This is a genomic window from Candidatus Hydrogenedentota bacterium, assembly GCA_012523015.1.
Taxonomy (GTDB): Bacteria; Hydrogenedentota; Hydrogenedentia; order Hydrogenedentales; family CAITNO01; genus JAAYBJ01.
Map to the genome: position 1 here is coordinate 1 of JAAYJI010000106.1, position 16,006 is coordinate 16,006.

Annotated in this window: 12 protein-coding genes; 2 read left to right on the top strand and 10 right to left on the bottom strand. The window is 51.2% G+C overall.

The genetic code is table 11. The annotated features are described in order from the left end of the window. Positions 1–37: 37 nt before the first annotated feature. Both GX117_04490 and GX117_04495 read right to left on the bottom strand, forming a co-directional pair. On the bottom strand, positions 38–1,060 hold the full coding sequence (locus GX117_04490; GenBank protein NLO32601.1) for a hypothetical protein: 1,023 nt from the start codon (positions 1,058–1,060) through the stop codon (positions 38–40). Between the two features lie 535 nt (positions 1,061–1,595). Then, on the bottom strand, positions 1,596–4,430 hold the full coding sequence (locus tag GX117_04495) for an FAD-binding protein (GenBank protein ID NLO32602.1): 2,835 nt from the start codon (positions 4,428–4,430) through the stop codon (positions 1,596–1,598). A gap of 457 nt (positions 4,431–4,887) precedes the next feature. Between GX117_04495 and GX117_04500 the strand changes: the two genes are divergently transcribed. Continuing rightward, positions 4,888–6,126 carry a hypothetical protein gene (locus GX117_04500; protein ID NLO32603.1) on the top strand — a complete coding sequence of 413 codons (1,239 nt, stop codon included), beginning with the start codon at positions 4,888–4,890 and terminating at the stop codon, positions 6,124–6,126. A 21-nt stretch (positions 6,127–6,147) separates the two neighbouring features. Here GX117_04500 and GX117_04505 read toward each other — a convergent pair whose 3' ends face one another. From GX117_04505 to GX117_04535, 7 genes are all read right to left on the bottom strand, one after another. Further along, a complete protein-coding gene (locus tag GX117_04505; GenBank protein NLO32604.1) occupies positions 6,148–6,858 on the bottom strand; it encodes a hypothetical protein in 711 nt (236 codons plus the stop codon). Between the two features lie 24 nt (positions 6,859–6,882). Then, positions 6,883–8,289, bottom strand: a complete 1,407-nt coding sequence (locus GX117_04510) for a HEAT repeat domain-containing protein (GenBank protein ID NLO32605.1) — start codon at positions 8,287–8,289, stop codon at positions 6,883–6,885. A gap of 37 nt (positions 8,290–8,326) precedes the next feature. Continuing rightward, the gene (locus GX117_04515; GenBank protein ID NLO32606.1) at positions 8,327–9,625 is read right to left on the bottom strand and encodes a Gfo/Idh/MocA family oxidoreductase; all 1,299 of its coding nucleotides are present in this window, start codon (positions 9,623–9,625) and stop codon (positions 8,327–8,329) included. A gap of 118 nt (positions 9,626–9,743) precedes the next feature. Then, entirely contained in the window at positions 9,744–10,676 is a 933-nt protein-coding gene (gene nadA, locus GX117_04520) for a quinolinate synthase NadA (GenBank protein NLO32607.1), read from the bottom strand. 378 nt (positions 10,677–11,054) lie between these two features. Next, positions 11,055–11,876: an ATP-dependent sacrificial sulfur transferase LarE gene (gene larE / locus GX117_04525; protein ID NLO32608.1), complete on the bottom strand. Its 822-nt coding sequence runs from the start codon at positions 11,874–11,876 to the stop codon at positions 11,055–11,057. 27 nt (positions 11,877–11,903) lie between these two features. Further along, a complete protein-coding gene (locus GX117_04530) occupies positions 11,904–12,341 on the bottom strand; it encodes a hypothetical protein (GenBank protein ID NLO32609.1) in 438 nt (145 codons plus the stop codon). Positions 12,342–12,486: 145 nt separating this feature from the next. After that, positions 12,487–13,905 carry a serine hydrolase gene (locus GX117_04535; protein NLO32610.1) on the bottom strand — a complete coding sequence of 473 codons (1,419 nt, stop codon included), beginning with the start codon at positions 13,903–13,905 and terminating at the stop codon, positions 12,487–12,489. 398 nt (positions 13,906–14,303) lie between these two features. Between GX117_04535 and GX117_04540 the strand changes: the two genes are divergently transcribed. Then, entirely contained in the window at positions 14,304–15,245 is a 942-nt protein-coding gene (locus tag GX117_04540) for an SDR family oxidoreductase (GenBank protein ID NLO32611.1), read from the top strand. A gap of 40 nt (positions 15,246–15,285) precedes the next feature. On the opposite strand, the gene GX117_04545 is transcribed toward GX117_04540, so the two are convergent. Next, the gene (locus GX117_04545) at positions 15,286–15,684 is read right to left on the bottom strand and encodes a sigma-70 family RNA polymerase sigma factor (protein NLO32612.1); all 399 of its coding nucleotides are present in this window, start codon (positions 15,682–15,684) and stop codon (positions 15,286–15,288) included. Positions 15,685–16,006: the final 322 nt, after the last annotated feature.

Below are 16,006 nucleotides of genomic sequence, written 5' to 3' on the forward strand. Positions count from 1 at the left end.
CATCATAATGAAATCCTTTGAAGCATTACGAAGATTCTCACTGATCAGAGCCTATTTCATTTTCCGGAGCCCCATAATGTGAATATTTTTTAGATAAGAAATAAAAATATAAACAACACAGAACTAACAAGGTAATTATAATTAAAGGAGTATATCCTATCCTCTCGGGTTCAGATTGTATCCATGACAAAATGATGTTGCCGTAGAACTCCGGTTCATTATGCGAAAGCACATACTGTTTTAGATAAATGCCGAAATCTGTAGAAGAGGTCGAAGGTATTGGGTTCGCAGGATTAATGTGTCTTGTCAAGGCGTAGAGAATACTATTTCGATGATACGTTGCCATAAGGCCAAAAATAGCGTAAAATAAAGCGGTGAAAGGATGTTGCAATATGATGTACCCCCTCCACAAAGCCGCCAATGCAAAAAAAACAAGTATAAAACAAACAAAATAAATAATATCAACTCCGAAAACATTTGTTTCAAAGAAAAAATACAGAGCTCCATAGACTGCCCAGAATAGTAATAAAAGAATAATTCCTATGCGTGTAGATAAGGAGAGAGGTATTTTCTGCATCGTTTCCTTTGTTTTTTGCTCGCCAGACCAGTCGTAGTTGCCATATCGCCTTTTATTTTCCCGAAGCTCTTTTATATATTCCTTGACAAGAAAAAAACAAAAAATAGAGGATAAGCAGATCAAAATATAATGATGAAAATAGAGTAGGGGAATAGAATCCGGAGATCCCACAGGAAGTAAATTCCCAGCGTAAGTTTCTGCCTCAATATCTTTAGCAATGAAATACATCTCGCGCGCATAGAGTCGAATTCTAACAATTGTGACGGGCAGGAAAAGACCCAAGACTGGAAGGCATAGCAAAATGCTCATTAAACGGCCGGCTCCCAGTGGATCATAGAAAGATAGGAGATAGAACAATATTGGGAACATAAACAGAGGGTACAGATAGGACGCAGGCCAAGCATAAAAAAAGGCAACGGAAAAGATTAGAAATAATGCACAGCCCACATATACTGATAGGGATATTTTGTTGGGAGGACGCATAAATTACTCCTTTTTTAAACACTGACGAGCTGAGATATCAGTGGAGAAAATAGATAGGTTGCGCAGGTTCAAACTCGAATTGCAACCCCTTCCTGAAAAAAACTTCGATCAAGTTCTGTAATTAAATCTTTTTCTTGGTATATTATTTAGGTTCTCAACAATCCTTCATACCTGTGTCAAGCACCCCGTTTTTTGATCCGGTTGTTATGGAGGGTTTGTGTGTTTCATGAGCGTGTCTCCCGACAAACTTGCATGGGCGTTTGTGGCTGAACGTAGCAACACGTAACACGAGCGACTGCGTACACGAGTATGGCGCAATTCACGACCCATACTACTTTTATAAAACCCGAGTGTCTGAGCTATTTTCCGGTTGTTCAACCCTTGGCTTTTAATGTTTCCGGTTTTATACAGTCATCTTGTGTAAATAGTGATGGGACAGTATGGGCTCCTTCGAGTGTTTCAACAAAACTATTGTACCGAAGATCTCTGTGATGTCTTCTTTGGGGAACCGGTTGCCTTTCAACCTTGAACCCGCCTAGCTTTGTTCCAGGCTTTGTGCCAGAAGTTCAGCAAAATGACGCACAGGTCGGTCTGTACAATGGGTGATCTGCTGCCGGCAGCTTGTGCCCGAAGCAACGAGATTGGTATCGCCGGGCAGCGCGTCAATCAACTGCACTAAAGCCTCAGCCACCTCCATGCTCAAGGCGTATTTTCCGGTCATTGCGCCAAATGCGCCTGCCATGCCGCAACAGCCGCTGTCCAGCAAGGATGCTCCACCGCCTGCCAGGCGTCTGCCCAAATCTAACATCACGGAAGTATCGGTCAGTGCTTTGGCATGACAATGGACGTGCACCGCCACGCCCGATGAAGCCCCTTTGAAGGACAGTGCCTCCGGCTCTCTTCTTAAAAGCAGTTCGATAAAATGTTCGAAGAGAATGGAGCGTTCGGCAGCATCGTGGGCGCCCTCCAAACCAAGCTCACTGTAGTCCTCACGGAACATGGCATAACAGGAGGGTTCTAAAAAGATCAAAGGGCCTTCTGTTTGCTGCAGGAGTGCAAGGTTCTTTTTCCCAAAACGGCGGGCAAGATCAAGACGGCCCATGCTAAACGCGGGGCGGCCGCAACAGGCGTGCCCTTCCAATAACTGAACCTCGTAGCCGGCAGCTTCAAGCACGGTAACGGCTGCACGGGCGATCTGCGGTTCGTTGTGTCGGGCAAAACAATCGTCCCATAGCAACACGCTTCCCCGAGGAAAGACACCGGACACCTTTCGCTTTTTGAACCAATGATCAAAACGGTCTTTCACATAGTTGGGCAAGGGGCGTTCCGGCGCTACACGTGCCAAATGTTTGAGCACTGTCCTGAACAGACCGTTGCGCAGCAGCGCGTTTGTTAATCCCGGGAAGGTGCTGCCCAGCACGCCGAGCAGATCGGTACGGCTGAGTACACGGGCATAGAGAGGAACCCCATATTTGCGTTGATGGGCATGAACCAGTTCCGCTTTGAGCAGGGCGAGATTCACATTGGAGGGGCACTCCACGGCACAGGCTTTGCAGCTTAGACAATTGCTCAGGGCATGCTCTAAAGACTCAGAGAGCAAGGGCGTGTCTGGATCATCGAGTCGACCTTCCAATACGGCACGGATAATATTGGCGCGCCCTCGAGTCGACATGGATTCTTCGCCCGTTGCCTGATAGGTGGGGCACATGGTAGGTACTTCTTTTCGACAGCCGCCGCAGCCGTTGCATTGTTCGAGATTTCCAACAAAAGAATGGTCTTTCTCTTGGAACAATAAAACAGGGTCGAAAGGAATGGGAATGGTGCTGCCGGCTCCTTGGCGCAAATCTTGATCAAAACGCCAACGGCCATTATCAAAGATCTTGCCCGGATTCATGAGATCCTTCGGGTCGAAGGCATTTTTCACAAGACTCATTGCGTCGAGCAGTTCAGGTCCTACTTGATCCAGCATGTATTCTGTATGTTCAATGCCCACGCCATGTTCGGCGGTCAAAGAGCCGCGGAAAGCCTTGGCAAGGGCGGCGACTTCGTCGGATAGTTGACGATAACGCTGCAAATCATGGGCCACATGTAAATCTACCACAGGGCGAACATGGAGCAGCCCGGAAGCGGCGTGTCCATAGAAAGAGGCTTTTAAACCCAAGCGCTTTAGAGTCTCGGTCAGCGCGTCTACATAGGCGGGCAGCGTGTGCGGCGGCACCGCGACATCTTCAATGCCTGCTGTTGGTTTTGCCGGTCCGGCACAGCCCGTTAACAGAGACAAGCCAGACTTGCGCAATTTCCAGATTTGATCTTTTTCTTCCGAACCGTTGCATACATGGCGGCGAATCCCCAAATTACGCTGAAGCAACGCTTCCACTTTGTCTTCTTGATGGTCGTAAAATTCGACGAGCAGGATCGCCTTGCAAGGCTTGTCATCCAGTTCGAGCAGGGCGCGGGCGCGGGCGAAAGCAGATTGACCTTTCGTTTGGTTGAACAAGAGGTCGTCAATAATTTCAACACCGACCGGTTCCAGATCCAGGATGGAGGCGGTGGCTTCAGTAGCATCACGGATCGAATCAAAAAAGAGCAGAACCAGTCCGCTGGCGGGCGTCAACGGAACGAGCCGCAACGTCGCCTCGTAGATGGAACAGAGCGTGCCTTCGCTGCCGCCGATGAGTTGAGCCGTATTGGCGTTGCCTGCAGCCAGACTGTGCAGGTAGCGATCAAGTCCATAGCCCGGCCACCGTTTGGGGATTTCTTTGTGGAAACGTCTTTCAATCTCTTCGCGAAGAGTGAGAATACGGGCGTGGCTCTCCTCAAGGCGCGGACGCATATCTTCGGAGTCAGCACTGAGTAGGGCAAGGCTGCCGTCGCTGCATACCACCCTCACAGAATCGACATGCTCCATGGTCGTGCCGTAAAAAGGGGCACGGGCTCCCGAGCTGTTGTTGGCGATCATGCCGCCGAGCGTTGCCCGTGAACTTGTCGCCACGTCGGGTCCGAAAATCAGACCGTGGGGACGGAGAAAAGCGTTCAGTTCATCCAACACAACCCCCGCATCCACACGAACCGTACGCGCTTCTGCGTTGAAGTCAAGGATGCGCTGCGCATATCGGGAAAAATCTAGGATGAGCGCCTCTCCTAAAGCGGCGCCTGCAAGACCGCTTCCTGCGCCGCGCGGGATCATGGGAACTGATGCTGCCGCGCAAGCGCTCATAATTTCTTGGGTTTCTTCAAGGCTGCGCGGAAAGGCAGCGCCCAATGGGAGTACCTGATAAATGGAGGCGTCTGTGGCATAAAGCTGGCGCGTTAGATCGTCTAAAAAGACGGGGCATTTACAATTCTTTTGAATACTTTTCAGATTGGTCATTTGCTATTTCCAGAAAAAAAGGAAGGTCAAGGTGGGACTCTATTTTGCCATGAGCGCAGTGGAGTAATCAATGAGATTATTCAAGGCGAATTCAAGGTTGAAATGCAAGCTGTTCAAAAAAAGAGACTTTATAGAAATCTTCGGTTCAATAGGTTTAATTAAACACCAAAAGGAGTCCATAATGTCCCACCACCATTTTACACGAGCTGACCCTATAAAACTAGAAATACTTTAATCTGTCCGAGCGAGTCGCCATCCATGACGGTTGCAGACAGAGAAAGAGAAAAGGGAAGCGAAAACATACGACACCGCAATCTCCCCGTGTCATTTTGGGCGCGGCGAGAATCCGGTTTTAAGGCTTTATCCCGGAATAAAGTAGGAATCGCTACGATTATTCAGGTATACTGTGCGCACTTTTCCCATAGATAACCGATAAACATAATAGGCAAATAGATTTATGCGAACAAACAGCAATCATACCCTGATCCACGCGCTGACCGTAATAACCGTGCTCAGCCTTACACCGCTTCTTCATGCAACCGACGGAACACAGTTGACCGGTATCGGCGCAGTCCAACAAGGTACCGCCGGTGCGGGCGTAGCTAGTCCCGCCGATAGTACCTGGGTTCTTCTCAATCCCGCGGCGATCATTGATTTAGATACGCGCCTCGACGTGAGCTTTGAACTCTTTGCGCCGGAGCGCCACAACCGTCCCCGTGGCCTTTTCGGAAATTCATTTGCCGGTAACATGAGCGACAACGGCATGTTTATGATCCCATCCATGGGGTACAGCCATCGATTGGAACATGGAAGATCGGCTTGGGGGATTGGCTTGTATGGAGTCAGCGGCATGGGCGTGGAATATAAAGCGTCACGCGCCATATTGCCCCGTCTCTTTTTACAAAACGGTGATCGGCGCACCGAATACAGTGTTGCCCAGTTGGTCTTTGCCTATGCCCATCGTTTGGGAGATTCAGGATGGACCCTTGCCTTTGCGCCCCATTTGAACTATTCCATGTTTAAGTCAGACATGCTCACCTTGAGTTTTTCAACGACACGGGGCAACAACCATTGGGATGACGCTTATGGCGCGGGCTTTTCTATTGGCGCCTATAAACGTTGGGATCGGCTGTCCTATGGATTGACCTACACGTCGCGCCAATGGCTGACTGAATTTAAAGATTATAAGGATTTATTCTTTGAATCGATGGATCTGCCGCAAATGGTACAGACGGGCTTCGCCTATGCCATTACACCGCAGCTGCAGGCGGCGATTGATTATAAATGGATCGATTGGACCGGCATCGGTCAGATCGGCGTCTCTCCCATACGCGGCGGTTTCGGCTGGAAAGACCAGCACATTATCAAGCTGGGAATGACGTGGACCACGCCGTCGCGCTGGACTTTACGTGCGGGATTTTCTCATGCCGAGTCACCCATTGACAGACGGCATGTTTTCGCCAATGCTTTGTTCCCGGCCATTACAGAAAATTCTGCGGCTGTAGGGGCATCCTTTAGAATTACTGAGCAATCAGAAATTCATTTTGCATATACCCACAGCTTTGAAAATACCTTGACCGATAACGGTAAAGGCGATTTATTTTCACTGGTCGGCAAAGGCAGCAAGATCTCTCTTCGCGAAGATGAATTCACCGTGCAATACACGTGGAAATTTGGCAATCGCAAAAAAATATAAGTATGCTGATCTGCGGACTGCTTAGGATTCCGGCAGTTTTATGATCGCCCTTGCCCGCTCCAAAGCTTCCAAATCAGCTGGGGTCGAACGCAGCTTGGGAGCGATGGTGGTCGCCGCTTGCAGTGCTTCATCCCGGATTGTTTCGTCGTTCAACAGATCCAGCGTCAGCATCAGCGCGCAGGCATGCCCTACTTTTGACAGACCGCTCAGGATAAGCTTCCGTTCTTCTGAAGACACAGACTGTTTCACCAGTTCCGCGTAGCTGCTGCAAAGACCTTCAGGATCATTCTGTCCCAGCATCAGCAAGCGCACGGCACCTCGGAATGTGCGGGCTCGTAAAGGGGCAAGGCCGGGGTCTTTGATCCAGTCCATCAGTACAGGCAAGGCGATACCATCGGGCCAATCCGCTATTGCACGCCGCGCAGCTTCCTGCAGCGCCTCATTTTCGGAGATTGTCAATGCCAGCACGGCATCAAAGGCTTTGCGGCTTGCCGTGACAGTCAAGAGCCGCAGCAGCGCAAGTTGAACTTCGCTGTCATTTTGGCTGAGTTCGGCACAAAGGGGATCCACCAAAGCAGGAATCGTTTCAGCACCGGGACGAAGAAAGACCTGTCCCTCGGCCAGGAGTTGGCGCGCAGGGGCGCCGTCAATGAGGTAATCCACTTGCAGTTGTTTCGGTACATCGGGAGCCGTGTCGCCAAAGTTGGCATTATTGGCATCCAACGCACCCACGCCGGACTCAAGCAGTTGTTGAAACTATTCGGTCACGTCTTTTTGCGGCCCGGACGACAGATCGCCGTAGACAGCTTGGGTTATTTCCAAGGTGACATTGTCAAAATTCTTCTTTTGTTCACAGAGTTGGCGCAGTCCTTCTTCAGCGGCATTTCTTTCCCCTTCGGAACGCGCTTCTTTTAAATGGCGCAGCAATTGTTCCGCATGAGGAAGATCAATGTAAGGGCGGAGTCCTTTCAGTGCTGTCAGCCGAACGCCCTCGTCCGCATCATTTTCGGCTATCTCCAGGAGTAATGCCGCCGGCGTGGGGAGTCCGCCTTTACCCAGCAATTCCACGGCGATTTGGCGTTCCACCACGTCCTCACTATCCAACAAGGCGCGCAGCGTGGCATTCCCTCTGTTCTTCGGGAAATAGGCGATGCCGTTCCGTGCGGCGCGGGCAAGATCGGCGTCCTCGTCATTGATGAGATCAGCCAATAAGGGGAGCACAGGTTTATAGGCGATTCGTACAGCGGCATCGATCGCTGCCACACGCAGCACCGTAGCGCCTTCTTCCGCCTCTTTCAATAAAGCAGTTCCTGCCGTCTTTTGTCCGATTTCGCCCAATACGGCAATGACCGCTTCTTTGCGATCGGCGGGCAGTTGGGGCAGCAGCCTCGCTAAGAGTTGGGCAACAACTTTTTTCTGTTTCATTTCTTGGGCAGCACGCAGACCCGCAGCAAAGAAAGCAGGTTCTTCCGATCGCAGGACTTTTCGTAAACGCGCCAGTCCGCGCGGTGCAGCGCCATAGCTGAGCAGTACGCCCCGCAAGGCAGCGGCGCGCGTCGTTATAGGAAATGCTTTTAAGCTGAAGACACGATTATAAATAAGTCGCGCATCTTGACCTTTGCCCTGCTCGATTAAGGCTTCTGCGGCAAAGAAAAGACCGTCGGCTAAGGCGCTTTGCAGTGCAAAGGAGAGATCCTTACGCCCTGCCGTTTCCCATAAGACGGCGATACCTGCAGGCGCAGCGATGCGGCCGAGGCTGCGCGCCGCCGCCTCGCGGACGACCTCAGCCTCTGTATCGCTGTCCAGTAAAGGGATGATTTCGAAGAGCCCGTCACGGTCGCGGCGAACACCCAAAGAGGCGACGACACCCGCCCTGAGCCGGTCTGAAGTGAGAGGTAGCGCGCGACGCAATGCGGCGCCCGCTTCAGCGTCGGGCATGGGTTCCAAGGCGTAGCGCGCCATATCCGAAAAGATTTCATCGGTGAGCAAAGCTTCCAAAACAGGGATGGCTTCGGTAGTTCCGGAAGTGGCGAGGAGCCGGCAGGCGTCCAGTTTCTCAAATTGAGAGGCATCCGATTGGAGGATCGTTAAGGGGTCAGTGGCAGCGTAGTCGGCGCCAACCACGGCAAAAAGGATCAAGCTCAGTATAAAATGCGTACGCATAGTAGGTTCCTTTCTTAGTTGCGGCACAGCGCCTGTATTAGAGGGTCCAGGGAGCGCGTTCGGCTCGCGACAGATACCGGTTCGCCTCATCATCATCAATAAAGCGTTCCGCTTCGGGATCGTAGTTCAAATCGCGCTGAAGCCACATGCAGATATTTGCTGCGTGGACCGTGCACATGGAGTGATGCATAACGCGCGGGTTGGCTACCGGTTCTTGTCTCGATTTTACACAGTCCAAGAAGTTGCGCATGTGATCGAGGGCGCGACCGGTTCGCGCTTGATAATCACCTACCACTTCGTCAAATTCCTGCAGCAATTCCGGAGAGGATACATCAGGCCGAGAATAGCCGTCGGCGGCAGCGACCCAACCCCGTTCGCCGTCAAACAATTCACCACAGGAGCCGTGCCAATACTGGTCGCCTCGCGAAAAGATCAGCTTTTGTCCGGTGGCAAAATGGCAGACCATACCATCGCCGCTGTCATTGTCCACATAGCTGTAACGGATCGGCGAGCTTTCGCCCATATGAATGCCCATTTGTGCTTGGGCGAAGGTGTGCGCGCCCCATTCACCAATACAGCTGGTGTGGAAATCATAATCGTCGCGCCACTCACCTCTTATATAGGCGGCATTAAAGGGCCGCCACGGACACGGTCCCAACCAAGCGTCCCAGTCCACCTCATCTTTGGGCGGTTCAGGTTCAGCTTCCTTCCACTGCCGCGGCATTTTCGCGGAATCCCAAGGCGCAATATGGGCATAGGCCGTGTCTACTTTTCCCAGCCGGCCCGTGCGTGCCATCTCAATACAAAAAACATGGTTTGCCTCACTCAACCGTTGGGTTCCGGTTTGGTATACGCGCCCGTAAGTCGCCGCCGTTTGCACCACAGCCCGCCCCTCGGCAATGGTCATGGTAGAAGGTTTTTCCGTGTATACATCTTTGCCCGCGCGCATGGCGCGGATCGAGGCTTGGGCGTGCCAACGATCGCCCGTCGCGATCAACACCGCATCAATATCCGGGCGCTCGGCGAAAAAATCACGCATGTCCGAATACATGGCGCAATCTTGGTTGCCGTAGAAATTATCCACCTCACTTTTGACGGCGCGACGCTGCTTTCTCTGCACATCACAGATGGCTAAAAATTGCACATCCGGGTTGCGCATCATCCAATGCAGATCATGCATACCCCGGCCGCGGATACCGATGCCTGCCGCCGTAATGCGTTCTGAAGGGGCGATGGTGCCATCACGGCCTAAGGCGGATGCAGGCACAATCAAAGGCGCTGCCAATGCCACGGAGGCTCGTTTCATAAAACTTCGTCGGTTCATTGCTTTCTTCATGGGCGCTTTCCTTCCGGTCGGGAACAGACGGCGCTGCTCCAAAGATCCAATCGTTCTATGGGATAGTACAACCGGAACAGGGGCATTTTTACGGAGAAAGCTCCGGCTCCGGGCTCTATTATGCGTCCTTTAAAAAACGATCCAAGAGAACATCATCCAACATGCGTTCTATCGGTTTACGTGCTTGTTCCGCAATAGCTGCATCGACGACGATTTCTCCGGACAACTCTTCAAGACACCATTTCAATTTGGTCAGTGTCGCAAGTTTCATGTTTGGGCAATCGGCTATGGTTGACGCAGGATAAAAGATCTTGTCCGGATTATCGGCACGGAGCCGATGCAATAAACCGATTTCTGTGCCGATGATAAATTCGCGTGCAGGATTCTGCGCGCAAAAGTCGAGCATGCCCGTGGTACTGGCAACAGCGTCGGCCATATCAAGCACCTGCGGTCGGCACTCGGGATGGGCTACAAATAAAGCTTCGGGATGCTCCTGCTGCACAGCTGCTACATGCTCGGGTAAGATGCGTTCATGGGTGGGGCAAAAACCCTTCCATAAAATAATGTCACGGTTCAGCATTTTGCCCGTATAATGACCCAGATTGCGATCGGGAACAAAAAGGATTTCTCGGTCTTCGGGAATGCGCCGCACAATATCCAAAGCATTGGAAGAGGTGCAGCATATATCGCTCATGGCCTTGATGGCTGCTGAGGAATTGACATAAGTGACCACAATAGCATCGGGATGTTGCGCTTTCATTTCTGCCAGCTCACGAGGCGTTACCATGTTGGCCATGGGACAGCCCGCGTTGCTGTCAGGCATAAGCACCTTTTTGTGTGGTGAAAGAATCGCTGCTGTTTCCGCCATGAAATGGACGCCGCAAAAAACGATGATATCGGCATCGGTCGAAGCAGCCCGACGGGAAAGCCCCAGGCTGTCTCCGGAAAAGTCAGCTATATCCTGAACTTCTCCCAGCGTATAATTATGGGCGAGAACGATCGCATTTCTCATGCGTTTTAATTGAGCAATATCTTCCGCAACAGTGTTCATGGAAGGGGAGGTATGTTCCGAAAATGCTGCCATGCCGGGTTGCCTTTCGTCGAAAGTGTTGTTGGTTTCTATTGGTTAGGACTCCGGTCGTGTTGAAGTACGTTTCAATGCAATTCCTTACCCCGCTAAGGTGGGAAGAAATAGGGCTATTCTTGTGCATCCGGCCGGGGAGGGACACGCTATCGTGTCCTCAAAAGTTTAGGTTACAGCCAAGAAAAACGCTTCTTGGAATTAAATAAACGGTAACACTTTTTACGGGGTGATTACAACAAGGGAAAGCGCTTTTTTTGGAAGCAGAGAAGCTGATGAGTCCATGGGAGTATTGTGCAAGCAGGATCGCTTCTCCGCGTCATTGCTAAGCCTTTCTAATGGGCATAATCAGCCAAGTATTTTTTTGCCGCTGCTCTCATAGCCGGCGAGATCCAAGGTGATATGTTGATAGCCCAGCTGTCGAAAATGGCGCAGAATACGGAGGCGGTGATCGGGCTGAATCAGAAGTGCCATGTCTTGGGGATCGACCTCTATACGGCAAAGGTCTCCGTGATGACGGACGCGATATTGACGACAGCCAAGATCGCGCAGCAATGCTTCCGTCGATTCGATGGTGTGGAGAAGATCACGGGTGATGGGCGTATCTTTGGGCAGACGGGTGGCGAGGCAGGCAAAGGCCGCCTTTTCTGACGTGGGCAGCCCATGCGCACGGCTGCGCATACGGATTTCTTCTTTGCGAAAGCCGACTTCCGCCAAGGGCGCGAGAATCCCGGCTTCTTCAGCGGCGCGCATACCTACCCGTGTCAGATCGTCACGATCCTCCGCATTTTCACCGTGCAACAGCACTGAAATCCCTTTGCCCTTTCCGATCTCGGCAAGAACACGAAATAAGGATTGTTTACAATAATAGCAGCGGAGTTCGTCGTTGCGCAGAAACCGTTGGTCTTCCAAAGCGTCAAAGTGGAAAACTTCAATCTGCCACTGCTGTTGGTGCGCAAAATTTAAGGCTTCTTCCAGTTCTTGGCGCGGGATGAGCGGCGTGTCTGCAATGTAGAAATGGGCTTGTGAAGCTAAGGTCTTGTGAGCCAACGCTCCCAAATAGGTAGAATCCACACCGCCCGAATAAGCGACGGCAACAGTGCCATATTCTTTCAGCAATGCGATGAGACGCGTTTCTTTTTGAAGTGCCTCGTGCTCGGCAGTGTTCATGTGTGTTGTCTCTGAGGGAAGGAAGCGCTAAATAACCCGCGGGATTTCCTTGTTGTCGTAATAGAGTTTGTCGCCGATAATATCGCAGTCGACTTCAAATCGTTTCCCTTGAAATTCGACAGAAGCCTTCAGTTTGTCCCCTTGAACTGACCAAGAGCCGGTAAGTCTGTCTGTACCGATTTGACTTTTCGCAAGAGCCGAAAACATGGGTGGAACAGTAGCGACAGCCTGACCGCCGGCATTCAACGTTATCGTGATTGCAATGGGTATCTCGGGCGTTTTTACATTCCAAACGGAACCGGCCAGATTGCCCGCATCCAGTAAAGGCGCTGCTTTCGGTCCGGCCGGCGGAGGTCCGCCCATCTCGCCGCCAGCGGTCGTAGCGCGGACAACGCCAACCACGATCGGCAAGACGAAGACCAGCAAAACGATTACTAAAAAACCTATTAGAAGTTTGACATTCATGTTATTACCCCTTGAAATAAGTGTCCGAACATAGAGATCGGATCATACGGAAGAATTAGTGTATCGAAATAGGATAGATGAATGCAATTGTAACGAGTGGAGAAGAAATCGCGCAAGGCTTTAAAAGCAATCGATCATGCGGGATTTAGGGCGCAGCTTTTTCCTCTTCGGGAAATGCCGCCAATACTTCTTTCACCAGTGCCCGGGGTCCTCCGGCTTTGAGATCAAGCGAAAGTTTTACAATCACCAGTTTTCGTGCCGGAACCACAATAATGAACTGTCCCTCGAAACCGGAAGCCCAAAAGATCTCCGCCGGATCGGCAGTTAGTTCTCGCGGCGCGCCCGAAGCGGAAAGATCGGGGACTAACCACCAGTGGGCGCCATAGTTGCCATTTGGCGCAGTGGGGGTGGGCGTGCGCCCATAGTCGATCCAGCCCTCAGGCAGGATACGTTCGCCTTGCCACACACCATCATGGAGGTAGAGCAAGCCAAAGCGCGCGTAATCCCGTGCCGTAGCGTACATAAAGGAGGAGCCCATAAAGGTGCCCGCAGCATCAGCTTCCAGTATGGCACTGTTCATACCGATCTTTTCAAAAAGACCGCGGTAGGGCAGTTCATAATAGGCTTCGTCGCCATAGATATGACGCAGGGTGTGGGACAAAAGATTGGTGCTCGCGCTGGCATATGCCCAATGGGTATCAGGCGGATAGTTCAGGGGCAGCATTGCGGCAAAGACGCCTGCGCCCGGACTTAAGAAAAGCATGGTTGTCAGCGGGGTGGGCGGAATGAAATCAAATTCATTGTAATCCAGACCGCTGCTCATGCGCAGGACCATATCGATAGTGATCGCAGCCCGTTCGTCGCCCGGCTCTTGCCAAAAAGGGATGCCCTCTTGAATGGAGAGTTTCCCTTCTTTCACGGCAATACCATAGAGTGCATGGAAGACGCTTTTTGTGGCAGACCACGCTGCAAAACGTTGATCGGCATCAAAGCCTTCAGCATAGCGCTCCGCCACAATTTCATCGTCGTAGACGACAAGAAATGCACGGGTATGACTTTTCAGGAAACCGGCGGGCAGTTGGAACATATCATCCATGAGCGCCTCTAATTTCGCATAATCGACTCCGACTCGTTTTTCCTTGCTCGAAGGCGTATCGCCCACGGGCCAGGGCAAGTCGGCAGTATCCGGCCGAGGTCGGATCAACGTGGGCCGCGCCTGGGCCTGCAGCGATCCAATGTCTGCATCTTGCGCCACGGCAACACCCAGCCCTTCACGATAGACAGCGGTCTTCGCATATTTTTTAAAAATCCAAGCGGTGACCGTTTTCTCCTCCCAATTGACCCTATATCGTAGAGGCACCAGTAAGGCAAGCTCCTGTTCTCTCACGGACTCCGGCGTGCGGCCTGCAACAAACACACCGGAGGCAATCAATTTCGCGCCATAACCGGCGAATACGTCGGAGCCGCGCCATACATACCAATAGAGGAATGAGAAACTGCCGATAATCAGAACAAGAAAGACAACCAATAAGAAGCAGAGCAACTTGCGCAGGATTCTTTTCATAACTGTCTCTTTCTGTTGCGGATTTCAAACGGTATGAAGCGCCGCTTTTTATAAAGGTTACGGCGACTTTTTGTCACGCCCTTGTTGCATGCCACAGGCGGCACGCCGAGAAGCGTGACCAATTCTATTATAGTCGATTTCTTCGCTCAGCCGGTGGAGCGGCGGCGGATATGTTTTTCCAAAGAGGCACCGGAGGCTTTGTTCAAAGATTCCTAGCATGGAAATACGGGCATTCCCGGGTATAACCTTCACCTCGAAGCTTAGCTGTGAAGCGGCACCGATTCCGCGAGCCAATCATGATACACTATGATGACCGTATTCCTGTTGCGGCGCGGCCGCGGGCAATACGCGGAAAAAACAGCATAGAAACCTAATTGGGCAAAGAAGGAGCAGTTGTTATGACCCATGTGAATTTGGTTACGGGAGGCGCCGGTTTCATCGGCTCCCATTTATGTGAAGCCTTGTTGGATCGGGGCGAAGAAGTACTTTGCCTAGACAACTTTTTTACCGGTCGAAAAATGAATATCGATCATCTCCTAGACAATAAACGCTTCGAACTGGTGCGTCATGACATTGTCAATCCCATTACCTTGGAAACGGATCGTATTTTTAATTTTGCGTGTCCCGCCTCGCCCGTACACTACCAATATAATCCTGTGAAAACGATCAAGACCAATGTCATGGGCGCGCTGAACATGCTTGGTCTGGCCAAGCGTGTGAATGCTCGGGTTTTGCAGGCCTCTACCTCAGAAGTCTATGGCGACCCCACAGTCCACCCGCAAGTAGAAAGCTATTGGGGCTATGTTAATCCTGTGGGGCCGCGCAGTTGTTATGATGAAGGGAAACGCGTCGCCGAGTCCCTTTTCTTCGATTATTACTCCCAGAACAAGGTAGATATTCGGGTCATCCGTATTTTCAACACCTATGGTCCGCGCATGTTGGTCAACGATGGGCGGGTCGTCAGCAACTTCGTGGTGCAAGCCCTCAAAAACGCGCCCATAAGTATTTATGGCGAAGGCGATCAAACCCGATCCTTCTGTTATATTGATGATTTGGTCAAAGGTATTTTGGCCATGATGAATTGCGATGATTTCAACGGGCCCGTAAACCTCGGCAACCCCGAAGAGTTCACCATTTTGGAATTGGCTAAACTCGTGATAGAACTAACGGGCTCCTCTTCGAAAATAACCTTTCATCCTTTGCCGGAAAATGATCCTACCCGACGGCGTCCGGACATTAGTTTGGCGAAAGAAAAATTGCAGTGGCAGCCAACCATTGCACTCCGTGACGGTCTGAAGCATACCATTGCCTATTTCGACGCGCTTTTATCTAAAGAATAAATGTCCGCACAGTCTGTTTAGGTCGTACGGCCGCCCAACCTTAGAGGTATTTCCTTTTGATGACCTCAACCACGAGTGCATCTTCCGGTGTGTCCGAATTGCTTTCTTGTGCTGCTTGTTTTAATTTGCGGATAGCACTACGGATCGTGCGGTATACTGTGGAGAGATGGACGTCGTACCGTTGCGCCAAGGCCGCTACAGACTGGTTACTAAGATAACGCGCCTCTAAATAACGGCGTTCTTTTTTCGTGAGACGCCGCCGCATTTCACGGCGAACCCAATTTAGGAGCAGGTCGCGTTCGCGCGCTGCTTTAAGGGCCGCTTCAATTTCTTCCTCGCTTTCTTCCCACAACCCGCTTTTTTGGAATTTACGCGCAAGTATATGCGGGTCATAGCTGTATTCCCGACGTGATTGGCGGCGCATCTTTTTCAAGTTCATGATGAAGTCTCCTATGTTGATCTAATTGCAACTTCGCGCACTGATCCCCAAAATCTGTGCGAACGTGAAAAGGATAGCTGCGGTGCTCTTAAAAAGAATTTTGCTTTCTCTTTGCATGCTCTTGGCTTAAACTTTGTTTTGGGAGAGGATGAAAATCAAAGAAGAAAAGGGAGGGTCAAAGACAGCGGTGACGGTCTTGCGTATCGTTGAGGGAAAAAAAATAACCGATGTGTGCCCGTGACGGGGACACACACCGGTAAAGCAGACTAAGAATCCCGTGACCTTTCGGATGTGTTCGGGGATGGGTACTCCGGGCTTCGCC